This is a genomic window from Candidatus Tisiphia endosymbiont of Micropterix aruncella, from assembly GCF_965178575.1.
Lineage (GTDB): Bacteria > Pseudomonadota > Alphaproteobacteria > Rickettsiales > Rickettsiaceae > Tisiphia.
In genome coordinates this window covers 591006-614903 of sequence record NZ_OZ238268.1, presented here as the reverse complement: position 1 = coordinate 614903, position 23898 = coordinate 591006, and the positions used below count along the sequence as shown (strand labels likewise).

Here is a 23898-nt window from a genome sequence, read left to right as displayed (position 1 = left end):
TCATATTAAATCTTATTATTAGTAGAACTCGGCGGTCCTATTTGCCTCGGTAGGGAGTGCGGGATTTTGGGTTGCGACTTGACATTGTTTCTTTTAGTTACAGCTGTGGTTGTAGTTGTTGATTTTCGCAGGGTATTGTCTATTCCCTTTACAGCTGTAGTTACTTTTACTATCGCTGGATCGATTACCTTAGGCAGCTTTGAGGGTACAAGTTGAGGACTACTCTGTTCTTTTGATGCGTCCCTAACTCCAGTTCCTACTTTTACTAGACTAACTACCTCAGTTGGGGATTCTTTTTGGCTTACAACTGGAGTTGTATCGCTCTGTTGTGCTAGTAGGTTAGTTGCAGCAAGTTTCTGATCTAATGGATTATCGGGCGATTTTGTTAAATCATTTACATTACGAGATATATTACTAGGTCTCTTAATATGACTAACTCTCTTAATGCCATTGTTTGCTACAGCTCCATCTATATGGTCTGGTTGTTTTAACTTCTCCATTGCTTGTTGTGTGCCAGCTAATTCTTGCTGAGCTAATGCACTGTTTGGCTGTTTTGTTTTATTCAAAGCTATTTGATCTTTAAGAGACTGATTTTCTTGTTGATACTTTACCAACTCATTTCTATTATTTTGCTGCAAATCTGTAATTTGTTTTTCCAGCTCTTGAATCTTATCCTTGTCTTGTTTCTGTTGAGCCACAACTTGCACTGGTGGTTTATAACTGTTAGTCAGATTTGTTAGAGTCTTCTTTGATGTTTCAAGTGCTTTTTCTTGTGTTTTATGAGCCTTAGTCAAGTCGTCTAAATTTTTCTTTATCGTATCTTTTTCTGATTTAAGTGCTTGCTCTTTTGCTTTAAAAGTGCTATTCAAATTTTCAACTAGCTTATCATGCTTCTCTTTAACTTCTTGTGCTTTTTCTTTGGAATCCTTATTCAACTGTTCAACTAGCTTATCATGCTTTGCTTTAAGTTCTTTCTCTTTTTCTTTATGAGTGTTATTTAAGTCTTTTATCTCTTTCTCCATCTTCAGTTTTGCTGCTTCAAATTTTTGTGTTTGTGTTGCAATAGTATCAGTTAAAGTTCTTATCTCTTCCTCTTTTTCGCCAATAGTCTTAGTTGAATTTTCTATCTGTTGCTCTTTTTCTTCAAGAGTCTCATTTAAATTTGTTAATTGTTGTTGTACTTCTCCTAATTGTTGTTGTACTTCAACTAATTCTTGAGATTCTGAATCTGCTGTAGTCACAGACACATCTTGTTCTCCACTCACCTTTGTTTTTTTAGCCTTTGCTGCAATTTGGTATGCAGTACCCTGATCTGCTATAGCCTTGCGTACTATCTCCTTAGACCGTTTTATAATCTGCTGTGCTGTACTCTGGGCGGAGGCAAATTTTTTGTTAGCACTGCTTACTACCCTCCTAGACTGTGCTAGAGTCTGATATGCTACACTCTGAGCGGAGGAAAATTTTGTGTTAGCATTTCTTACTAGACTCCTAGACTGTGCTATAGTCTGCTGTGCTGCACTCTGAGCGGAGGAAAATTTTGTGTTAGCACTGCTTACTAGAGCTCTACCCTCTCTTTTTTTATCATCTAAGTAAATACTAGCTGAGTCAACTATTTTATTAGCACTTCTTCGCATATTCCTCGCCTCTGTTTTCTTAGTCTCTAAGAAAATAGTAGCTGTTGCAAGTTCTTTTCTAGCTTGTGCTAATTGCTGACCAATCTGCACCTTCATCGTTCTTATTTGCTCCTGTTGTTGCGTAATGGTGTTAGATTTCTTAGCATTATCTGCATTTGCCAAGCCCCCTTTATCGTTCTTCAACTTTTCTAGTTCAGCTGCTAACTCCCGTTCTTGTTCTTCTAAACCTTTAAGCATCTCTTCTTTTTCTTCAATTTCCTGTTTATAAAGTGCACTCTCTGCATCTAAATTTTCTATTTCCTGCTCTTTTGCTTCTAGATCTGCAAATATCTCCTTATTTGCTGCAATTGCCTCTTCATAATTTGCAGTCAGATCTACTAGTTCCTGCTTTTTTTCTGCTAGCTCTTTAACTGTCTCATCATTTGCTTGAGTTAAATCTGCAATTACCTTTTCATAATCTTTAGTTAAATTTTCTATTTCCTTTAGATCGTTAACTATCTGCTCGTTTTTTTCAGTCAACTCTATTAGACCTTTAACTACCTGCTCTTTTTCTGCTAGCTCTTTAACTGTCTCATCATTTGCTTGAGTTAAATCTACAATTACCTTTTCATAATCTTTAGTTAAATTTTCTATTTCCTTTAGATCGTTAACTATCTGCTCGTTTGCTTCTTTTAATTCTGCTAACTCTTTAGCGGCATCATCTTTTGCCTGTTTTTCTTTAAGCAAATCTGCATTCAAAGCCGCAATTTGTTTTTCATGAGCTTCAACTGCTTCAGTTAACTTAGCCTGCTCTTTTAATGCCTGTTTTTCTTTTGTCAAATCTTCCTGAGCTTCCGTCAAAGCTGGTACTTCTTGCTCTTTTGCTTCTAGCTCTTTAGCGACCTTCTCTTTTGCTTCTTTAGATTCTTGCTCTTTTGCTTTATGAGTTTCAACCACTTCAGTTAACTTAGCATTCTCTTCTAATGCCACCTGTTTTTCTTTAGTCATATCTGTTAGAGCTTTAACCGTCTCATCTTGTTTTGCATTCAAATCTGTTATTTTTTGCTCTTTTTCTGCTAGAGTTTGATTCAAATCTGTAACTTTCTGCTGTTGGACTTCCAACTCTTTAGCTACAGTATCTTTTTCTGCATTCAAACCAGCAATTTGTTTTTTATGATCTTCAACCGCTATAGCTAACTTATCTTGTACCTTTTGTAATTCCACATTTTGCTCCTGTTTCTCTTTAGTTAAAGCCGCCATTTGTGCTGCAAATTCCTGCTCTTTTGCTTTCTGAGTTTTAACCTCTCCGTCTAACTGAGCCTGTGCTACTTTTAATTCTTCATCTTTTGCCTGTTTTTCTTTAGCCAAAGCTTCCCTCTGATCTTTTAAAGCTGTTATATTCTCTTGCAAATTTAGAGACTTATCACTTTCCTCCTTAAGCTTGCTCTCCTTTTCTATTAATGCTTGCTGAGCTAATTCTAATGCCTGTTGTTTCTTTGCTATTGTGTCTTGCGTAACTTGTTTGTCTAATTCGTGAGCTGCTATCGTTTCATTCAACTTATCTTGTACCCTTTTTAATTCCACATCTTTTGCCTGTGTCTCTTTAGTCAAAGCTTCTGCATTTTTTTCAGCATCTACTAAATTCTTTTCCAACTGCTTATTACCATCCTCTAAGGCTGTCATCTTTTTTTGTAGATTCTTACTTTCTTCCTCAAATTTGTTCTTATCTTCCACTAATTTTTGCTGAGCTTCTTCATACTCACCCTTTACCTTTCTGAATTCTTCATCCTTTACCTGTTTTTCTTTAGCCAAAGCTTCCATCTGATCTTTTAAAGCTGTTATATTCTCTTGCAAATTTAGAGACTTATCACTTTCCTCCTTAAGCTTGCTCTCCTTTTCTATTAATGCTTGCTGAGCTAATTCTAATGCCTGTTGTTTCTTTGCTATTGTGTCTTGCGTAACTTGTTTGTCTAATTCGTGAGCTGCTATCGTTTCATTCAACTTATCTTGTACCCTTTTTAATTTCACATCTTTTGCCTGTGTCTCTTTAGTCAAAGCTTTTGCATTTTCTTCAGCATCTACTAAATTCTTTTCCAACTGCTTATTACCATCCTCTAAGGCTGTCATCTTTTTTTGTAGATTCTTACTTTCTTCCTCAAATTTGTTCTTATCTTCCACTAATTTTTGCTGAGCTTCTTCATACTCACCCTTTACCTTTCTAAATTCTTCATCCTTTACCTGTTTTTCTTTAGCCAAAGCTTCCCTCTGATCTTTTAAAGCTGTTATATTCTCTTGCAAATTTAGAGACTTATCACTTTCCTCCTTAAGCTTGCTCTCCTTTTCTATTAATGCTTGCTGAGCTAATTCTAATGCCTGTTGTTTCTTTGCTATTGTGTCTTGCGTAACTTGTTTGTCTAATTCGTGAGCTGCTATCGTTTCATTCAACTTATCTTGTACCCTTTTTAATTTCACATCTTTTGCCTGTGTCTCTTTAGTCAAAGCTTCTGCATTTTCTTCAGCATCTACTAAATTCTTTTCCAACTGCTTATTACCATCCTCTAAGGCTGTCATCTTTTTTTGTAGATTCTTACTTTCTTCCTCAAATTTGTTCTTATCTTCCACTAATTTTTGCTGAGCTTCTTCATACTCACCCTTTACCTTTCTAAATTCTTCATCCTTTACCTGTTTTTCTTTAGCCAAAGCTTCCATCTGATCTTTTAAAGCTGTTATATTCTCTTGCAAATTTAGAGACTTATCACTTTCCTCCTTAAGCTTGCTCTCCTTTTCTATTAATGCTTGCTGAGCTAATTCTAATGCCTGTTGTTTCTTTGCTATTGTGTCTTGCGTAACTTGTTTGTCTAATTCGTGAGCTGCTATCGTTTCATTCAACTTATCTTGTACCCTTTTTAATTTCACATCTTTTGCCTGTGTCTCTTTAGTCAAAGCTTCTGCATTTTCTTCAGCATCTACTAAATTCTTTTCCAACTGCTTATTACCATCCTCTAAGGCTGTCATCTTTTTTTGTAGATTCTTACTTTCTTCCTCAAATTTGTTCTTATCTTCCACTAATTTTTGCTGAGCTTCTTCATACTCACCCTTTACCTTTCTAAATTCTTCATCCTTTACCTGTTTTTCTTTAGCCAAAGCTTCCATCTGATCTTTTAAAGCTGTTATATTCTCTTGCAAATTTAGAGACTTATCACTTTCCTTCTTAAGCTTGCTCTCCTTTTCTATTAATGCTTGCTGAGCTAATTCTAATGCCTGTTGTTTCTTTGCTATTGTGTCTTGCGTAACTTGTTTGTCTAATTCGTGAGCTGCTATCGTTTCATTCAACTTATCTTGTACCCTTTTTAATTCCACATCTTTTGCCTGTGTCTCTTTAGTCAAAGCTTCTGCATTTTCTTCAGCATCTACTAAATTCTTTTCCAACTGCTTATTACCATCCTCTAAGGCTGTCATCTTTTTTTGTAGATTCTTACTTTCTTCCTCAAATTTGTTCTTATCTTCCACTAATTTTTGCTGAGCTTCTTCATACTCACCCTTTACCTTTCTAAATTCTTCATCCTTTACCTGTTTTTCTTTAGCCAAAGCTTCCATCTGATCTTTTAAAGCTGTTACTTTCTGTTGTTGTTCTTTTAGATCATTAAGTAGCTGCTCGTTTGCTTTAGTCTTTTGCAGATGATTTAATGAATTATCTTTTATCTCTGGGTGTTTAGGCAATTGTGATTGTAGTTGCTCTAGTTCTTCAAATGCTAATTTTTTCTCCACATAAGCATTATTCAAATCATTTTCTCTGCTCTGCAACTCTAATAATTTTGCTTCAGCTTTTTCAATATCACTCTGCAATAGTTCAAATTTCAAAGTATTTTCACGTGTTTCCAGCAATTCATCATCTGAATCCAATTGGTCAATTTGACTATTCGATTGCTTATTATCACCTGACATTATTTCTTGTTGGTTCGAATTTCCAGTTATATCACTTGGTAATTGATTAGTTTTCTGCACAGAATCAGTAGTACTTGGAACTTTTATAATATCAAGATTTTTGTCATCATTTACATATACTGTAGAATTCATTTGAGAACTTGCATTATCTTGAGTATTACGATTATTACTACCAATATACTGTTCTGGAGCAGAATTATTACTACTATTAGTTCTTTGTCCAGTATTCGATGAAGAATTTGAGTTATCTGAGGTATCACTACCATTAATATTTTGAGATTCCTCCAGTTCTTGCTCTTTTTTCTCCAATTCTTCCCGAAGCTTAAGTTCCTTCCTCTTTTGATCCTGTATAGTACCTGCTTGAATTCTGTTTAATTGCTTAAGTTGAGCTGTGTTATCATCATTATTCTCACGAGCATTAACAGCACTACAAAATAGCAGTATCATAAAAAAGTATAGTTTTTGAATTTTTTTATTCATTTATATTCAGTCCTCCGACAATGAAAGAAAGTATTAATATATTGTAAATATAATTGAAATATCCTCGATTTATCAAACTATTATTATAATTTGTCAAGTTTCGATTCCAGTGCGTCAATAAGTTATGGTCTATTTCGTATTGTTGAGTGAGTTGTCTCATCTTCAATCAAAACCTTTACTCCGTCATACAATCCCTTCTTTCCTGAAATAACCACTTGGTCATTCGGTTTGATGCCACTAACTACCTCTACACTTTGACTATCACTATCACCTATTTCAATCCTTACTTTTTTAGCTGTATTATTCTCAATAATATAGACATAGTAATAAGAGTCAAAAAAAACAGCTGAATTTGGCAATTTTATCCGTTGCTTGTTGCCATTGAAAATAACATTTACGTTAACAAATAAGCCCGGCATAATTGAATTATCATCATTTGGAATAAATGCCTCAATATAGACTGAGTGATTCTTATCTTGGGCAATTTCTGAAGTTTTAAAATCACTTAGTTTAAGGGCTAAGTTTAAAGCGGGAATATAGATATTGACATAGCTCCCTCCCGAACTTTTAAATTTTTGATAGTCACTTTCATCAAGACCAAACGCAACCTTGATAATATGAATATCATAAAGAACGACTATTTTATCCTTTTGTGTAACAAGCTCCCCAACAGTGACAAGTTTTCGTTCAACAATTCCACTTAATGGTGCAACAACATAATGATTGGTTTTTTCATCAAGTAATGTATAATATTTTTGTTTAGCATCCAAGTATTCTATGTTATGGTTCACATACTCTGTATATCTAATGAGATTCTTATCCAATAACTGCTTCATCGCATTAGATTTTTTCTCTTTAAGACGATACTCTTCATTTGCCAGTTCAATCAGATAGTCAATTTGCGTGGTATCTAATACCGCTAAAATATCACCTTTTTTAACATAGCTACCTATAGGCAAGTCAAGTTCTTTAATTCTTCCTGTTGTATTGACTTTAACTGCATGTGTTTCATAGGCTAAGGTTTTGCCTGTTGTAACCAATATATCATTTGTCTCCTCTGAATATTGAGCCTTAACCACTTCAACAGGAATTACGACAGCTTGATTGTCAACTTGCTGTGCTGGAGCTTGTCTATTGACTACTTTTTTGATAGAAACTATCACTACAACAGTCACTACTGCAACAAATAATAGTCCATATATATAGTATCTTCGACTTATTAATATCTTCCCTAGGGTCATTTGAACTTTACCAATATTTATTTTTGATTAGATTGCCGATAATCTCTTTAATCTATTCATTTTCAACCTCGATTATACTCAAATCATTTGAGTATATATTTCTTATAACAAAAACCGTAACAAACGGTTTTATTATTTCTAGTCATACATACAGTAAAATTTTATTTTGTGCAAGCAATTATTTTAAAATTTTTTAATTTTGTTTACAGAAAGTAGTAGTGTAGCTAACATGGAAATGTTTTAGCCATAACTAGCGTATAGTCTTATATACATTATAGCTAACCTAGAAATGTTTGAGTCATAGTAATAGAATTGATGTTCCCCTTGCGAAAGCAAGGGTCTACAATCTATAAACAACCCCTCAGGACATTTTTTTAGATCCCGCACCGAAGCTGGGATGACATCGACAGTAGCTAAATCTATATTTATACCACCCACTAGTAGCGACTTTTAAACTGCCCTGTATTTATGTCTATATGCTGAGCTTGCTACTAAACTCCTTACAAAAATTGTAGACTATTATGTAATCTACGCTTCTATGTTGTTATCGTCTTTTTTATTATTTAACAACTCTCTTACTTTAGCAAGTCTTATAAACCGTGCAAAAGCAAAAATTATAGAGTCAACAAAACCATCAAAACCAAATACCCAATATCGTCTTATAAAAAATGATTTAAAAAAATAAACCATAGTTTCTGTAACAATTCTTGTTTTTGATGGACTCCTACCTAGTTTAACTAAATTTTCTGCTTGCTCGGAGGAATAGCAATTTGCTTTAGCTATCAGTTGTTCAATTGACGTGCCAAGCCTACGATAAATTATACCATTTAAATCATATATTTTGTTTTGTGAACTAATATTTAGATTAAATAACACCGAATCATGGGTAGTAATGTTATTATTATCAGAAAAACTACTATATTTACGATTATACAATCGGATGCATTTATTATAAGGAGCAAAGCAGCGAGTCTTATCATCATTACGGTGCAATGTGACAATTTTAGTGCGATAGGCTAAATAGTTATCTTGATTATTTGAAGCGAATATAAACTCTATTTCATCCTGTAATTCTTTTGACAATGCTTCATCAGCATCAATATTTAATATCCAATCATTCTGACATAAATTTTCACCAAAAGTTTTTTGTTTAACATATCCATTCCATTCGTTGGAAATGACTTTGGCTTCCAAATTTCTAGCAATTTGCACTGTATCATCGGTACTCCCACTATCAATAACAATAATCTCCTCCACAATGCCCTTAACACTATTGATAGCTCTTGCAACTCTAATAGCTGCATTTTTTGTGATAATAAAGGCTGAAATCTTTAGCATATACTACTCGTAAATGAAGAGTTGATAGACGATAGAATCAAAATTATAATAGTAGCAGGAGTCAAAGGGTCGAGGTGCTAGGCGTACATTTAGTACGTGGCTACCTACGATCCCTGAAGACGACAACGCAATTCTTGATTTTCATCAAGTATATCCCTCTCAACTAGGTCCTTGCATACATTTTCTATCTAGCTGTGAAGGTTTCATTTTTATGGTCTATCTGTTCGTTATTTTGGGGAAGTACCCACAAATTGAATAATTTTTGAGGAATTTCTGAGTAAAAAAGTAGCCAAGTAACCACAAGCAGTACGTATATGTCCATGTATAGTACCCTACATTTTTCTATAATCGTCATCGCGAAGCATCTTTAGATGCCGTGGCGATCTAGGTAAACAGCGAAGCTGTTTTTTCTAGTACGCTTCGCGTATCCTAGATTGCCGCGTCGCCGCTTTCATCGACTCCTCGCTAATAGACGATCAGCAGCCATTTTAATAGTGGATAAAAAATATAGGGACTATGATGTCCATGAGGAACGAAAGCAAATTTTGACAACAAAATTACCAAAAAGAATCAATTCGTGGACACTCCTTTTTGTTCTCGAATCCTCACTTATATTTACATACCTACCATTACCCACATCTTTTAAAAGTCGTATATTTGAACCTACTGACGTCATATATGACGTCCCACAAATCTAGAGATGTGGATAATAGTAAGGCGAGGGGGATGACACCGAGGCTATTAAACCGTTTTTCATCGAACTGAGACACAGAAGGTATACACAAGAAGCTAGAAGCTAATTCATATTTTTAATTTTTTGAGATAATCTACTGATTTTACGTGAGGCTGTATTTAATTTGATAATGTTTTTTGTTACGCCTTTCATTATTTCAGATTGTGCAACAGTCAAAGCTAATTTAGCTGATTCTTTTGAGCCACTAATAACTTCTTGCAAAACTTTTTTTATGTATGTTTTAATTCTACTTGACCTATTCTTATTTATTAAAGTTTTTTTTATTGTTTGTCTTATTGCCTTTTTTGCTGATGAATGATTAGCCATATTGATTATTTTCCTACAGATTCATTAATTTTATTCTTCATGGTTATGGCTTTCTGCTTTTGGAAGTCCACAGCCTTTACTATTTACATCTCTATCAACGAACTCAATATAAGCTACTGATGCCATATCCCCATAACGAAAACCAGCCTTTATTATCCTAGTATAACCACCTGGACGTTCACTATATCTTTTGCCTAAAACACTAATAAGTTTTTCAGTAGCAACTTTATCTTTGATTTTAGCAAGCACCATTCTTCTAGTCGCTAAATCAGATTTTTTGGCCTTAGTTATCAGCACTTCAATATATGGTCTAAGCTCTTTAGCCTTAGGTAAAGTTGTTTTTATTTGCTCATTCATCACAAGTGCCACAGCCATATTAGCAAACATCGCCTGTCTATGACTACTTGTTCTATTAAGCTTTCTACCCTTAATTTTATGTCGCATGTTATTACCTTTTATTAATATGGATCTTCATAACGCTTAGATAGCTCCTGAATATTTTCTGGAGGCCATCCTGGTATGTCCATACCAAATTTTAAACCAAAGCCTGATAATATATCCTTAATCTCATTAAGAGATTTTCTACCAAAGTTTTGAGTTCTAAGCATTTCTGCTTCTGTTTTGATAACAAGATCGCCTATATAAATTATATTATCATTTTTTAAACAATTCTGAGATCTAACAGATAATTCTAATTCCTCAACTTTCTTCAACAATGCTGGATTAAATGCTAATTCTTCTAACTTATCCTGTTTATCTTCTGTTTGTTCTTCAAATGTAATAAATAATTGTAACTGATCTTGCAGAATTCTAGCAGCAAGTGCTATAGACATCTCCGGAGTAATACTACCATTAGTTTCAACGGTCATAATTAGTTTGTCATAATCTGTAACTTGACCAACACGTGTATTATCAACTTTATAGGTAACCTTTCTTACAGGACTGAATAACGCATCTATTGGGATTACGCCAATAGCTAATTCCGAACTAACGCTGCTTGCAGCAGGAACATAACCTTTTCCCGTCTCACACACTAATTCCATTTCAAGCTGAACCCCTTTTGCCAAAGTACAAATCACATGATTAGGGGTTAGTATCTCCACATCATGCTCTGTTCCAATCATCCCAGCAGTTACAACGCAAGGACCAGTAGCCCTTAATCTGACAATCTTTCTTTCTGAAGAATGCATCTTAATGACCACAGACTTAAGATTCAAAACTACATCAACTAAATCTTCCTTAACCCCAGGTATAGCAGAAAATTCATGCACCACCCCTAGTATCTTTATTGATGTTATTGCAGCACCCTGAAGAGATGAAAGTAGAATTCTCCTCATAGCATTACCTATTGTTAAACCAAAGCCTCTCTCTAAAGGTTCAACCACAATTTTTACTATATTACTACTCTTATCAGGACTGTCATAAACTATCTTAGAAGGTTTTATCAATGCACTCCAGTTTTTATTTAATGATAACATTATTTACCTATGCCCCTATACTCTTCTTCTTTTTGGTGCTCTAACACCGTTATGTGCAACAGACGAAACATCCAAAACTGACGTAACTATAAAATTTTGACTAAATACCGCACGCATAGCTGATTCCCTTTGAGCTCCTGCACCTTGCACTCTAATTGAAACAGTTTTCAGACCGTGTTCTTTTGCAGCTTCTGAGGCTTTATCAACAGTTATTTGAGCAGCATAAGGCGTAGCTTTTCTAGCCCCCTTAAAACCATGTGTACCTGCTGTTGAAAAAGCTATAGCATTACCTTGCACATCTGTAAAAGTAACAATAGTATTATTAAAAGTTGTTTTTATATGAACAACACCAAGAGTAATATTTTTTCTTTTTTTCTTGACCTTAGTATTAGCAGCCTGACTCATCATTATACCATATTACTTTGTAACTTTTTTCTTACCGGCAATCGCAACAGCTTTACCTTTTCTTGTTCGAGCATTAGAATGAGTATTCTGACCTCGAACAGGCAACTTTCTTATATGTCTAAGACCTTGGTAACTCCTAATATCCTTTTTCTTTTTGATATTAAGATTCACTTCTCTTCTTAAATCACCTTCTACTTTATATTCTTTTTCAATAATATTACGTAAAATAATAAGTTCTTGATCTGTTAAGTCTTTAACCCTTTTATTTTCAGATATTCCAGTTTTTTGACAAATCTTTTCTGCAGCAGAAAAACCAAGCCCATAAATATATGTTAAGCTCACTACTAATCTTTTGTTTGCTGGAATATTAACACTCGCTATTCTTGCCACAAATAATCTCCAAAATTTCGATAATAACCAAAAGGGAATAATATAAAAATATCCCTTAAAGTCAAATCATTTTTAACACTTTATATAAAACAAGTTCTACTTCTTCTTTATCTTTATTTGCATCAACAACATAGAACTCACTATTATCTCTATAATAGTTAAGTAACGGATAAGTTTCTATTTTATATTCTTCTATTCTTTGCTTAATAGTCTGTTCATCATCATCTTGTCTGTGCATAAATTTATCTGATCCACAAACATCACAGACATTATCAACCTTAGGTTTAATGAAATAACTATTATAAATTTGTCCACAATTTTCACAATTAAACCTACCTAGAATCCTCTTGATAATCACTTGATCGTCTATGTCGAAAAACACAACTTTAATCTTTTGATTAGCAAACCTTCTTAGAAAATTAGCTTGCTCTAAATTACGAGGATAACCATCTAGAACATAACCGTTTTTATATATATCCTGAGTTAAAAACTCCTTAACTACATTATTCACCAATTTAGCAGGGGCAAGTTTTCCTTGTACCATATACTCTTTAATTAACAAACCATCCTTGTTATTAACCTTTACCATTTGCCTAAATATATCGCCAGTAGACACATGAGGTAAATTTAACTTTCTTGCCAATAACTGCCCTTGAGTTCCCTTCCCTGAACCAGGAGACCCTATAAGCACTATAATCATTTGAAACTCATCTTTAAACATAACATAATATATACCCTCCACTAAGTTAAAATGTATAATTTTTTGCTTTAAAGAATTGTTTTTTTATAATATCAGTTAGTTTTTTAACTTCATTTTTTTAATTAACCCCTCATACCTACTGCTAAATAAATGAGTTTGAATTTGTACAAATGTATCTAGAACAACATTAACAACAATTAAAAAACTTGTACCCCCTAAGGCAAAAGATACGGCATATTTATTCATTAACATTTCAGGAACTATACATATAAAACTAAGATATATACCACCTATTACAGTTAACCTAGTTAACAAATAATCAAAATATTCCGCAGTATTCTTACCAGGCCTTTTGCCAGGAATATATGCTCCATATTTTCTTAAATTATTTGCTGTTTCTTCTGAATTAAAAACTACTGCTGTATAAAAAAAACTAAAAAACATTATCAACGCAACATACAACAAAATATATAAAGGCTTTCCATGCCCTAGATGGAAAGTTAATAAACTCATAATTTCCGAATTATTGCTAGAAAAATTAGCTATTGTCACAGGAAACAATAAAATCGAACTAGCAAATATTGGCGGAATTACCCCAGAAGTATTAAGTTTCAGAGGCATATGAGTCGAATCACCACCATAAATTTTATTGCCAACTTGTCTTTTTGGATATTGTACCAAAACTTTTCTTTGTGCCTTCTCAAAGAAAATTATTATAGCTATAATTACAATAACTCCTAAACAAATAGCCATAACTACTATCGGAGACAAACCACCACTTCTTGACAACTCAAACATGCTTATAATAGCACTTGGTACCCCCGACACTATACCTATAAATATAATTAAGGACGATCCATTGCCAATACCTCTACCAGTAATCTGTTCACCAAGCCACATTAAGAACATAGTACCTACAACTAAAGTGATAACGGTAGTAACCTTGAAAAAAAGTCCCGGTATAATAACTACTGGACCTACATTAGTCACAACATGTTCCAAACTTATTGCAACACCATATGCCTGAAAAGAAGCTAATAAAACAGTTAAATACCTAGATAATTGATTGATTTTCCTTTTACCAACCTCACCTTCTTTTTTTAAATTCTCCAAAGGCTTGTAGGCTATTGACATTAATTGAATGATAATTGAAGCAGTTATATATGGCATAATTGCTAAAGCAAAAATAGACATTCTACCTAGAGAACCCCCAGATAGCATATTAAACATACCAAGTATACCAGATTGATTTTGTTCAGCCACACTGCTTAACGCAACTGAATCAATACCCGCTATAGGAATAAATGACCCAAATCTACATACTATAAGAGCCAAAATAGTAAAAATAACCCTATTAGCTAAGTCTTTATTAGATTTTTGTGTGGAATTTAAACTCATAAATTACAATATTTGACCACCAACTTGTTCTATTAACTTCTTAGCAGAGCCAGAATAAGCATCTAATTGAAATGATAAGGGACTATTAAATTCACCACTGCTAACAAATAGTAACTTAACCAATAAGTTAGTGTTCTTAATTAATCCGACTTCAACTAATTTCTCTTTTGTTACAACTTCTGTTGAGTTCAAACGATTTTCTGCTATTAAAAATTCTATATCAGCAATATTTACTACACTATATTTCTTAGAACTAGGACAGCTAAAGCCTCTCTTCGGCAATCTTTTAATTATAGGCATCTGCCCACCTTCAAAACCTTTGATAGCTACACCAGATCTAGATTTCTGCCCCTTAACGCCTCTGCCACATGTTTTACCTTTACCACTGCCAATACCGCGACCTACTCTTTTTTTATCTCTCTTGGCACCAAAATTGTTAGATAACTCATTTAATTTCATTTTCTAAACTCTAATTTATATTTTCTACTTTTAACAAATGTTGTACCTTCTTGATCATCCCTCTAACAGAGTTTGTATCTTTCAAAATAACAGATTTATGCATTTTATTCAGACCTAAACCTACCAAGGTTTTTTCCTGATCATATTTACGACCTATACTACTACCAATTTGGGTAACTTTAACCTTTGCCTCATTTACTTTTTCTTGATCACTACTCATAAATTCCTACAACCCAATTATTACTTTACTTTAATATAAAGACTCACTATAGCCTATTGCTTCAAAGCCCCATTCACGTGTATACTCTTCTGCTTTAAAGAATTGTTTTTTGAAAATATCAGGAACTCGCGTACTCATATACTAAATGTACACTCCGCTTACTCGCCCCTCATTTTCAAATCCAATTCGTAGGATCATTCGAGTATACATAAGTGTCAACTTAAACAATTTTGCTGTTATCCCAACACCTCCAATGTCATATATGTCATTCCCGCACTAGGTAAGCGGAATCTATAATACATAACAACCTTTTCTAGGCTATTTCTTTAGATTTCGCACCGAAACAGGAATGACACATCGAAACTTCTTAAGTGACACCCCATGAGTCTACGCTGGAAAGGCTATTACACTACTTAAACTTGCACACTTGGTTCTGATATTATTTGTTGCCCTTTTGTAGATTTAGTTGACACCTCATTTATCCTTTTTCCTCTCCTTTCAGCAATATTCTTTGGAGAAGAGAGTTGAGATAACGCATCAAAAGTTGCAGCAATCATCGCATATACATTACTAGAACCCAAAGATTTGGCAACAATATCATGAACTCCTAAAGAATCAAAAATTGCCCTCATAGCACCACCAGCGATAACACCAGTACCGGCTTTGGCTCTTCTTAAAATGACTTTAGCTGCTCCACTTTTACCAATGACATCATGATGAATAGTTCTATTTTGATAAAGAGGAATTCTAATCATATCTTTCCTTGCTTCTTGAGTAGCCTTAGCTCTAGCTTCTGTTACCTCTTTCGCTTTACCATGACCATAACCAACCTTACCAGCTTTATCACCAGCAACAATACAAGCAGAAAAAGAGAATTTTCTACCCCCCTTTACTACTTTAGTAACTCTGTTTACATCTACCAAAGTTTCTGTTAGTGCTTCACCCGTATTTTTTTTAGCTTTAGCCATTTCTTAAACCTAAAATTAAAATTTCATTTTCTTTCTTGCTGCATCAGCTAAAGCCTTAACAACACCATGATATTTATAACCACCCTTATCAAATACAACTTCTTGTACCCCTTTAAGCGATGCTCTTTCGCCTATTAAATCACCTACTTTCGTGGCTGTACCAATATTACAGTTGGATTTTTTTAACTGTCTAATTTCTTTATCTAAAGTCGAAGCAGATGCAATAGTTATTGACTGTTTGTCATCTATGACTTGTGCATATATGTGCTTTCCAGACTTAAAAATAGACAGTCTGAGCCTGTTTGATACCTTTGATATCTTAGACCTTACTCTAGCCTTTCTTATATCAAACTTTAACTTTGAACTACGCATATTTAACTCTTAAATTTTAATTTTTCTTACCTTCTTTCCTCTGAACATATTGACCTTTGCGTTTAATACCTTTACCTTTATACGGTTCAGGTGGTCTCTGCTTTATAATAATTGATATAAACTGACCTAATTTTTCTTTATCAACACTTTCCAATATAATCTGATTTTGTTTAGGAGCGGTAACTTTAATATTTTGAGGTATTTCTACTTTAGTATTATGACTTTTAGCAAGCATTAAGTTTAAATATTTATCCTTCACCAAAGCCTTATAACCAACACCGTTGACTTCAAGCTCTTCTGTAAAACCTTCTTTAACACCTTTTATCATACTATTTATTATACTTCGTGCCGTACCCCACATAGATCTAGCACTTTTAGTCTCTGCTAATGGTTTTACAAAAAGCTGATTATCTTGCAATAAAATTGCTATACTTCCTGCGAAAGTTTTGGTTAATTCTCCCTTGGGGCCAACAACATTGACTTTCAACCCATCAAGTTCAACTTTCACCCCTTCAGGTACAGGGACTGGCAATTTTCCAATACGTGACATTTTTATACCTTAAAACACTTTACAAATTACTTCACCGCCAATTTTTTGGCTATGTGCTTCTCTATCTGATAAAACTCCTCTAGAAGTAGAAAGAATATAAATACCCATATTGTTATAATATCCTTTTAGTTTATCAATAGAAGAATAAATCCTCTTACCTGGTTTTGAAACTCTATTTATTTCACATATAGCAGGTTTGCCATTAACAGAATATTTTAGATCCACTTCAATATGACTTATATTACCATCCTTGACAACTACATACTCTTTTATATAACCTTCTTTTTTTAAAACGTCCAAAATAGCACATTTTATTTTTGAGCAAGGTAGAGATATACTCATCAATTTACTTTTTTGACCATTTCTAATTCTAGTCAACATATCCGCTATATTATCTGTCATTGACATACGATAAACCTACTATTTTAACCTCAATTCTATATAAAAATTAATAATTCTTATATCGAATTGGCTTTGTTATAAGGAAAAGTGTACTCTTGAAGCGGCTGACACGAGTACATTTCAACTTTTTTTATCATTCAATAGGTGATGTTAATTATTAAAACCACCTATTGAATGGAATATTATATTTTAACAATCAGCTACTAAACCGCTTCAAACCTGATTGTTTCTACTTAACCCCTGAATTCGATATAACAAGTTATATCAAATTCAAGTTATTTTACCAACTTGCTTTAATCAAACCAGGAACTAACCCCTTACTACCAAGATCTCTCAGCTTATTTCGCGATAGACCAAATTTACTATATACTCCTCTTGGACGTCCAGTAAGCTCACACCGATTTCGAACTCTATTCATAGCTGAGTTTCTAGGTAACTTAGCTAAAACCATCACTAGCGAAAATCTTTCTTCCAAAGATAAAGTTTTATCGTAAATCTTGTCCTTTAATTTAGCACGCTTGTTATATAAACTTTGTGCCATCTTTCTTCTTCTATTATTCTTTTTTATAGAACTTACTTTAGCCATCTATTTTTCTTCTAAACATTAATTATAAAAAGGCAAATTAAAGCCAGAAAGTAATAATTTACCTTCTTCATTATTCATAGCACTTGTAACAATCGTGATATCCATACCACGAATTACATCTATCTTGTCGTAATTAATTTCTGGAAAAACAATCTGTTCTTTTATACCAAAAGTAAAATTACCTCTACCATCAAAACTTTTGCTTGAAAAACCTCTAAATTCTTTAATACGCGGTAGAGCAACAATTACTAATCTCTCTAGAAAATCATACATTCTATCTTTGCGTAGAGTAACTTTACAGCCAACTTTCATACCTTCACGAAGCTTAAAAGTAGCAATAGACTTTTTGGCCTCAGTCACTAAAGGCTTTTGTCCTGAAATTAGAGTCAGATCATTGACAGCATTATTAATTATCTTAGAATCCGCAACCGTTTCACCAACCCCCATATTAACAACAATTTTTACAACTTTAGGCATTTGATGTTTATTCTTATACGCAAACTCCTTCTGTAAGTTTGGTACAATCTCTTTAGTGTATAAATCTTTAAACCTGAGCAACATTACTTACCTTCCTTACTACTGATAATTTCACCAGACTTCTTAGCTACTCTTACTTTAGAGCCATCTTCTAGAAATTTAAAAGCAACTTTTGTATGGTTACCTGTTTTAGGATCTATGTGAGCAACATTGGATATATGTATGGATAACTCCTTTGACACTATGCCACCTTCACTTGTTTTACTCGCCTTAACATGCTTGCGAACAATATTTATACCCGAAACAATAGCTCTATTTTGTTCAGGCAAAACCTTTAAGACCTTACCCTTTTTTCCCTTATTTTTTCCGGTGATAACAATAACTTCATCACCTTTCTTAATTTTTAGCTTAATCATTACAACACCTCTTCTGCAAGTGACATAATCTTAACGAATTTTTTTGCCCTTAATTCTCTAGTTACAGGACCGAAAACTCTCGTACCTATTGGTTCCCCTTGCTTATTTAAAAGTACTGCTGCATTGGAATCAAACTTAATTGTACTACCATCTGCCCTTCTAACACCCTTTTTTGTTCTAACAATTAGAGCCCTATGTACGTCACCTTTTTTTACTTTTCCGCTTGGTAAAGCTTCTTTTATAGATACCACAATGACATCCCCAAGATTTGCTATCATGTGATGTGAACCACCAAGCACTTTAATACACATAATTTTTTTAGCACCAGAGTTATCCGCAACATCTAAGATGCTCTGCATCTGAATCATAACTTACTTCCACTTGAGAATTTAATAATGCAACAAAATAAACAATCTAAACAACAAAGTCAAAGGATAAAACTCACCATTCTGTAACAACTAAACCTATTATTAGAGAGATACCTTTACATCCCCTAACACTACCCAAGACTTAGTCTTAGATATAGGGCGACTTTCAACTATACTAACCTTATCACCATCCTTATAAGCATTTTCTGGATCATGAGCAGCGTATTTTTTAGAGACTTTTACAATTTTTTTGTATATAGGATGCTTAAACCTACGTTCTACTTTAACTGTAATAGTCTTATCAGTTTTCGAACTTACAACAACGCCCTGTAGCACTCTTTTCGGCATTTCCCTATTCTCCAGTTTTTGATCTTATAGTTAACTCTGTATTAATACGAGCTATTGTTTTTTTTACAAAAGAAAACCTGCTAGTATTGTTTAATTCACCTAACGTCCTTTGGAATCTTAGATTAAAAAACTCTTTTTTAAACAAAATTCTCTTTTTGTGAAGTTCTTCCGTAGTCTGCCCAACCAATTCCTTTGCTGATAACCCCAAATTATTCATAACGCCTCACTATCTTTGTTCTTACAGGCAATTTTGCACTAGCAAGCTCAAGTGCTTTCGTCGCTACATCATCTGTAACCCCTTCCACTTCAAACATAATTCTTCCAGGTGATACTCTCACTGCAAAAAATTCAGTAGAGCCTTTTCCTTTACCCATCCTAACTTCTGCAGGCTTTTTTGACACAGGCAAATCAGGAAAAATTTTAATCCATAATCTCCCCTGCCTTTTCATACAACGAACTGCAGCCTTTCTTGCTGCCTCTATTTGTCTTGCGGTAACCCTTAAACCATCTAATGATTTCAAGCCAAAAGAACCGAAAGCTAGCATAGTACCAGCCTTTGCTTTTGAGGGCACTCTCCCCTTATGTGCTTTTCTAAATTTTTGTTTTTTCGGAGCTAACATTATTTTACTTCAAAATTAATTATGTTTCTTTCTATTTTCCACATGATCACCCCTATAGACCCAAACCTTTATACCTATAACTCCATAAGTTGTCATAGCTTCAGCAGTCGCATAGTCAATATCAGCTCTCAAAGTATGTAAAGGTACTCTACCTTCTCTATACCACTCTGTTCTCGCTATTTCAGCTCCAGCTAAACGTCCAGAACAAGCAACCTTTATACCTAACCCTCCTTGCTTGAAGCAGGCTTGGATAGCAGTTTTCATAGCTTTTCTAAAAGATACTCTTTTTTCAAGCTGCATAGCAATCGTTTGAGCAATAATATTAGAGTCTATATTAGGCTTCTTTACTTCATGTATGTTAATATATATTTCTTCTAAACCCGTAATTTTTTGGACAGATTTTTTTAATTTATCAATGTCGTTACCACTTTTACCTATAATAACTCCAGGCTTTTTAGCAAAAATATTAATTATAACATTCTTATTAGAAGGTCTCTCTATTAACACCCTACTAACTTGTGCTTGCACATAGTTTTTATTAACTAGATTTCTAACCTCTAAATCTTGGATAAGAAGGACTTTATAGTGCTTCTTATCAGCATATAACACCGAGTCCCAACCTTTAATTAATGTCGGACCAACTCTAAAGCCATGCGGATTAACTTTTTGCCCCATATCTTATTTCCCCTCAACTTCAGTAACTGTAATATATAAATTACTAAAAAATTTATTAATCCTTGTTGCTCTTCCTTTAGCTCTTGGCATAATTCTTTTCATCACCAACGCCTTACCTACAGTTGCAGAAGTAATAAACAAAGTATCAATATCTAAACCGAAATTATTTTCAGCATTAGCAACAGCAGACTGTAAACATTTTTTTACATCTTGAGCAATTCTTCTAGGGGAAAAGGTAAGCTGAATTAGAGCCTCAGACACTTTCATATTCCTAATAGAAGTTGCAACCAAATTCAATTTCCTCGGACTCACTCTAAGAGACTTAGCAATTGCTGTAGTAGAGCCTTTATTCACCTTCACCATATCTATTTTCTCTTAACTTTTTTATCTGTACCATGACCATGAAAAGTTCTAGTTGGAGAAAACTCACCTAATTTTTTACCAACCATTTCTTCACTTACAGTCACAGGTATAAATTTATTTCCATTATGTACAGCAAATGTTATTCCAACAAAAAATGGTAAAATTGTTGACCTTCTAGACCAAGTCTGGATCATTTCTGATTTACCAGATTCAATCAATTTTTGTACTTTTTTTATCAGATAACCATCTACAAAAGGTCCTTTCCAAACTGAACGAGCCATAATTACTACCTAATTACTTTCTTCTCTTAATAATAAATTTTGATGTAAGCTTATTCTTACGTGTTTTCTTACCCTTAGTTGGGAAACCCCATGGAGTCACTGGATGACGACCACCAGAAGTTTTCCCCTCTCCTCCCCCATGTGGGTGATCGACTGGATTCATTGCAACACCACGAACATGTGGTCTCCAACCTAGCCATCTATTTCTTCCGGCCTTACCTAAATTGGTATTTTTTTGATCAGGGTTTGAAACAACACCTATGGTAGCTTTACAATCTAACGGTATCAACCTAAATTCTCCAGATCGAAGCTTGATCTGTGCATAACCCGAATCCTTACCTACTAAATTAACAGAAGTACCAGCAGATCTTGCAATTTGACCACCTTTACCAACTTTCATTTCTACATTATGTAAAGTAGTACCAACAGGAATAGATTTCAAAGATAAACAATTTCCTACTTTTATGTCAGCTTCATCACTTGATACTATTCTATCTCCTACGATAAGCTTTTGTGGTGCTAAAATATAAGAATACTCACCATCATCGAATTTAATTAAAGCAATGAAGGAAGTTCTATTAGGATCATATTCTATTCTTTCAACAGTGGCAAATATATCCTGTTTATTTCTTTTAAAATCTATTATACGATAAAGCCTTTTATGCCCTCCTCCTCTATGCCAAGAAGTGGTTCTACCCAAGTTATTTCTACCACCAGTCTTAGATAAACCTTTAGTTAAAGGTTTATGAGGCTTACCCTTCCAAAGATCAGATTTATCAACCTGTACTAATTCTCTAAGGGATGGAGTAACTGGATTAAACGTTTTTAAAGCCATTTATTTAATACCCCCAGTAAAATCAATAGTATAATCTTTTTCTAACGTCACAATTGCTTTCTTTTTATCTGATTGTCTACCATTAACACCCTTGAATCTTTTTCTCTTACCTTTTACATTCATTATGTTAACTTTTTTAACCTTAACCTGAAAAATCTTTTCAACAGCCATCTTGATAGAAGCTTTCTCAGCACTATCAGCAACATGAAAAGTAAACTTATTTTGTTGCTCAGATAAAATATTGCTCTTCTCAGTAATCACAGGATTTCTAATAAGATCATAATGTTTATAAGATTTCACTTTAACCTCTTTTCTAAAGCATCTACAGCTTCTTGTGATAACAAAACATAATCATGGCGTATTATATCATAAACATTTGCACCAATTTGCGGTACTGAAATAGTATTTGGAATATTTTGTACTGCCAAAGAAAAATTGATATCAACCTCATCACCACTAACAATAAAATAACTCTTACCATGAAAATTACTTAATAATTTTATAAGATTAGAAGTTTTTGATTCATGTAATTTTAAAGAATCTACTATTAGCAATTTTCCCTCAGCCAATTTTTCTGACAAAGCATGTTTTAAACCAAGTTTTCTAACTTTTTTTGGTAATTTTGTAGCATGACTCCTTGTTACTGGACCGTGAGAAACTCCACCACCTCTCATTTGGACAGATCTTAAAGATCCTTGTCTTGCATTACCCGTACCTTTTTGCTTAAAAGGTTTCTTTGTAGTACCAGATACTTGCGACACTGTCTTTGTTTGATGTGTACCAGCCATAGCTTTAGCTCTCTGCCAATCAACAACAAGCTTGATAATATCTTCCCTAACAAAATCTACGGCAAACACTTCGTTATCTAAATCAATTTCACCAACAGCTTCATTTTCAAGATTTAATAATTTGGCTTTCATATAGTTTATCCTATAGCTGTAATGGTTTTCTTAATAGCATCCTTAATGTAGACATAAGATCCTTTTGAACCGGGAATATTTCCACTAACTATGATTATGCTGTTTTCCATATCAGTATCGACTACTTTCAAATTTTGAATAGTAACTCTTGTACTTCCCATATGACCAGCCATTTTCTTATTCTTAAATACTTTACCAGGATCTTGTCTACCACCAGTAGAACCATGCGAACGGTGAGACACAGATACACCATGTGAAGCTTCAAGCCCTCTAAAATTATGCCTTTTCATACTACCGGCAAAACCTTTACCAATAGTAGTACCTACAACATCTATAAACTGACCAATAACAAAATGATTCACGTGCAATACAGAACCTACATCAAGGAAACAAGTTTCAGAAATTCTAAATTCCTTCAATTTTTCCTTTGGCGTAACTTGAGCATTAGCAAATACCTGCTTCATTGGTTTTGTTACTTTAGATAATTTTTTATCTTTTACCCCAATAACCAAAGCACTATAGCCATCCCTTTCTAAGGTCTTTTGTCCTACTACTTGGCAATCTTCAACTTGTAGAAAAGTAACGGTAGATCTCTCTCCCTTTTCATTAAAAATTGAACTCATACCAATTTTTTTAGCAATTAAACCGGTTCTCATCACTCAACACTCTCTAACTTAATCTCAACATCAACACCAGCAGGCAAATCAACTTTTTTTAAAGCATCAACAGTCTGAGGAGTTGGATAACTTATTATCAAAAGCCTTTTCTGAATTCTAATCTCAAATTGCTCCCTTGATTTTTTATTGACATGTGGAGACCTATTAACGGTAAATCTCTCAATTGTCCTTGGCAGCGGAATTGGACCAATTATATCAGCACCGGTTCTTTTAACAGCCCCTACTATTTCTCTAGTACCTTGCTCAAGCGAGCGGTGATCAAACGACTTTAAACGAATTTTGATTTTTTGATTATTTTTCATTAACTAAACCT

At 33.9% G+C, this 23898-nt stretch carries 31 protein-coding genes; all 31 read right to left on the bottom strand.

Features of this window, described 5'->3' with window-relative positions; genetic code table 11:
• Positions 1 to 5 precede the first annotated feature (5 nt).
• The 31 genes from ACN1AG_RS02995 to rpsJ all read right to left on the bottom strand — a co-directional run bounded on the left by ACN1AG_RS02995 (position 6) and on the right by rpsJ (position 23887).
• Positions 6 to 6038: a hypothetical protein gene (locus tag ACN1AG_RS02995; protein ID WP_417905415.1), complete on the bottom strand. Its 6033-nt coding sequence runs from the start codon at positions 6036 to 6038 to the stop codon at positions 6 to 8.
• A gap of 122 nt (positions 6039 to 6160) precedes the next feature.
• On the bottom strand, positions 6161 to 7201 hold the full coding sequence (locus ACN1AG_RS02990; RefSeq protein ID WP_417905414.1) for an efflux RND transporter periplasmic adaptor subunit: 1041 nt from the start codon (positions 7199 to 7201) through the stop codon (positions 6161 to 6163).
• A 606-nt stretch (positions 7202 to 7807) separates the two neighbouring features.
• Positions 7808 to 8617 (bottom strand): glycosyltransferase family 2 protein, encoded by an 810-nt coding sequence (locus ACN1AG_RS02985; protein ID WP_417905413.1) that lies wholly within the window; start codon positions 8615 to 8617, stop codon positions 7808 to 7810.
• A 796-nt stretch (positions 8618 to 9413) separates the two neighbouring features.
• Entirely contained in the window at positions 9414 to 9677 is a 264-nt protein-coding gene (rpsT, locus tag ACN1AG_RS02980; protein WP_341748197.1) for a 30S ribosomal protein S20, read from the bottom strand.
• Between the two features lie 30 nt (positions 9678 to 9707).
• Positions 9708 to 10121: a 50S ribosomal protein L17 gene (gene rplQ / locus ACN1AG_RS02975; RefSeq protein ID WP_341757714.1), complete on the bottom strand. Its 414-nt coding sequence runs from the start codon at positions 10119 to 10121 to the stop codon at positions 9708 to 9710.
• Between the two features lie 14 nt (positions 10122 to 10135).
• Positions 10136 to 11155 (bottom strand): DNA-directed RNA polymerase subunit alpha, encoded by a 1020-nt coding sequence (locus ACN1AG_RS02970; protein WP_341754659.1) that lies wholly within the window; start codon positions 11153 to 11155, stop codon positions 10136 to 10138.
• Between the two features lie 15 nt (positions 11156 to 11170).
• The gene (gene rpsK / locus ACN1AG_RS02965) at positions 11171 to 11563 is read right to left on the bottom strand and encodes a 30S ribosomal protein S11 (RefSeq protein WP_410521598.1); all 393 of its coding nucleotides are present in this window, start codon (positions 11561 to 11563) and stop codon (positions 11171 to 11173) included.
• Positions 11564 to 11572: 9 nt separating this feature from the next.
• Positions 11573 to 11950: a 30S ribosomal protein S13 gene (rpsM, locus tag ACN1AG_RS02960; protein ID WP_367364408.1), complete on the bottom strand. Its 378-nt coding sequence runs from the start codon at positions 11948 to 11950 to the stop codon at positions 11573 to 11575.
• A gap of 61 nt (positions 11951 to 12011) precedes the next feature.
• Positions 12012 to 12650 (bottom strand): adenylate kinase, encoded by a 639-nt coding sequence (locus tag ACN1AG_RS02955; protein WP_417905581.1) that lies wholly within the window; start codon positions 12648 to 12650, stop codon positions 12012 to 12014.
• A 96-nt stretch (positions 12651 to 12746) separates the two neighbouring features.
• The gene (gene secY / locus ACN1AG_RS02950; RefSeq protein ID WP_341754662.1) at positions 12747 to 14048 is read right to left on the bottom strand and encodes a preprotein translocase subunit SecY; all 1302 of its coding nucleotides are present in this window, start codon (positions 14046 to 14048) and stop codon (positions 12747 to 12749) included.
• A gap of 3 nt (positions 14049 to 14051) precedes the next feature.
• Complete coding sequence (gene rplO, locus ACN1AG_RS02945) at positions 14052 to 14507, bottom strand: 50S ribosomal protein L15 (RefSeq protein ID WP_417905412.1); 456 nt, start codon at positions 14505 to 14507, stop codon at positions 14052 to 14054.
• 10 nt (positions 14508 to 14517) lie between these two features.
• A complete protein-coding gene (gene rpmD / locus ACN1AG_RS02940) occupies positions 14518 to 14727 on the bottom strand; it encodes a 50S ribosomal protein L30 (RefSeq protein WP_341754664.1) in 210 nt (69 codons plus the stop codon).
• A 413-nt stretch (positions 14728 to 15140) separates the two neighbouring features.
• Positions 15141 to 15695, bottom strand: a complete 555-nt coding sequence (rpsE, locus tag ACN1AG_RS02935) for a 30S ribosomal protein S5 (protein WP_341757717.1) — start codon at positions 15693 to 15695, stop codon at positions 15141 to 15143.
• Positions 15696 to 15710: 15 nt separating this feature from the next.
• On the bottom strand, positions 15711 to 16067 hold the full coding sequence (gene rplR / locus ACN1AG_RS02930) for a 50S ribosomal protein L18 (protein WP_341751354.1): 357 nt from the start codon (positions 16065 to 16067) through the stop codon (positions 15711 to 15713).
• A 16-nt stretch (positions 16068 to 16083) separates the two neighbouring features.
• Entirely contained in the window at positions 16084 to 16617 is a 534-nt protein-coding gene (gene rplF, locus ACN1AG_RS02925) for a 50S ribosomal protein L6 (RefSeq protein WP_367364413.1), read from the bottom strand.
• 9 nt (positions 16618 to 16626) lie between these two features.
• Entirely contained in the window at positions 16627 to 17025 is a 399-nt protein-coding gene (rpsH, locus tag ACN1AG_RS02920; RefSeq protein WP_341757719.1) for a 30S ribosomal protein S8, read from the bottom strand.
• A gap of 274 nt (positions 17026 to 17299) precedes the next feature.
• A complete protein-coding gene (rpsN, locus tag ACN1AG_RS02915) occupies positions 17300 to 17605 on the bottom strand; it encodes a 30S ribosomal protein S14 (protein WP_341748185.1) in 306 nt (101 codons plus the stop codon).
• Between the two features lie 18 nt (positions 17606 to 17623).
• The gene (rplE, locus tag ACN1AG_RS02910; protein WP_375359106.1) at positions 17624 to 18163 is read right to left on the bottom strand and encodes a 50S ribosomal protein L5; all 540 of its coding nucleotides are present in this window, start codon (positions 18161 to 18163) and stop codon (positions 17624 to 17626) included.
• Between the two features lie 2 nt (positions 18164 to 18165).
• Positions 18166 to 18498, bottom strand: coding sequence for a 50S ribosomal protein L24 (gene rplX / locus ACN1AG_RS02905; protein WP_341754669.1), 333 nt, complete (start codon positions 18496 to 18498; stop codon positions 18166 to 18168).
• Positions 18498 to 18866: a 50S ribosomal protein L14 gene (rplN, locus tag ACN1AG_RS02900; protein WP_341748182.1), complete on the bottom strand. Its 369-nt coding sequence runs from the start codon at positions 18864 to 18866 to the stop codon at positions 18498 to 18500. Before rplN ends, rplX begins: the two co-directional genes overlap by 1 nt.
• A 102-nt stretch (positions 18867 to 18968) precedes the next feature.
• Positions 18969 to 19214, bottom strand: a complete 246-nt coding sequence (gene rpsQ, locus ACN1AG_RS02895; protein WP_417905411.1) for a 30S ribosomal protein S17 — start codon at positions 19212 to 19214, stop codon at positions 18969 to 18971.
• 4 nt (positions 19215 to 19218) lie between these two features.
• Positions 19219 to 19431: a 50S ribosomal protein L29 gene (rpmC, locus tag ACN1AG_RS02890; RefSeq protein WP_367364416.1), complete on the bottom strand. Its 213-nt coding sequence runs from the start codon at positions 19429 to 19431 to the stop codon at positions 19219 to 19221.
• Positions 19424 to 19834, bottom strand: a complete 411-nt coding sequence (rplP, locus tag ACN1AG_RS02885; protein ID WP_341757722.1) for a 50S ribosomal protein L16 — start codon at positions 19832 to 19834, stop codon at positions 19424 to 19426. The genes rpmC and rplP overlap by 8 nt, the downstream gene beginning before the upstream one ends.
• 15 nt (positions 19835 to 19849) lie before the next feature.
• A complete protein-coding gene (gene rpsC / locus ACN1AG_RS02880; RefSeq protein ID WP_341754673.1) occupies positions 19850 to 20509 on the bottom strand; it encodes a 30S ribosomal protein S3 in 660 nt (219 codons plus the stop codon).
• Positions 20510 to 20512: 3 nt separating this feature from the next.
• A complete protein-coding gene (rplV, locus tag ACN1AG_RS02875) occupies positions 20513 to 20872 on the bottom strand; it encodes a 50S ribosomal protein L22 (protein ID WP_341748177.1) in 360 nt (119 codons plus the stop codon).
• Between the two features lie 2 nt (positions 20873 to 20874).
• Positions 20875 to 21153, bottom strand: coding sequence for a 30S ribosomal protein S19 (gene rpsS, locus ACN1AG_RS02870; protein ID WP_341748176.1), 279 nt, complete (start codon positions 21151 to 21153; stop codon positions 20875 to 20877).
• Positions 21154 to 21166: 13 nt separating this feature from the next.
• Positions 21167 to 21988 (bottom strand): 50S ribosomal protein L2, encoded by an 822-nt coding sequence (gene rplB / locus ACN1AG_RS02865; protein ID WP_341754674.1) that lies wholly within the window; start codon positions 21986 to 21988, stop codon positions 21167 to 21169.
• Entirely contained in the window at positions 21989 to 22288 is a 300-nt protein-coding gene (gene rplW / locus ACN1AG_RS02860) for a 50S ribosomal protein L23 (RefSeq protein WP_341757723.1), read from the bottom strand.
• Positions 22285 to 22908, bottom strand: a complete 624-nt coding sequence (gene rplD / locus ACN1AG_RS02855; RefSeq protein WP_417905410.1) for a 50S ribosomal protein L4 — start codon at positions 22906 to 22908, stop codon at positions 22285 to 22287. The genes rplW and rplD overlap by 4 nt, the downstream gene beginning before the upstream one ends.
• A 5-nt stretch (positions 22909 to 22913) precedes the next feature.
• Positions 22914 to 23564, bottom strand: a complete 651-nt coding sequence (gene rplC, locus ACN1AG_RS02850; RefSeq protein WP_341754793.1) for a 50S ribosomal protein L3 — start codon at positions 23562 to 23564, stop codon at positions 22914 to 22916.
• A complete protein-coding gene (gene rpsJ, locus ACN1AG_RS02845) occupies positions 23564 to 23887 on the bottom strand; it encodes a 30S ribosomal protein S10 (RefSeq protein ID WP_341748171.1) in 324 nt (107 codons plus the stop codon). The genes rplC and rpsJ overlap by 1 nt, the downstream gene beginning before the upstream one ends.
• Between the last annotated feature and the right edge of the window lie 11 nt (positions 23888 to 23898).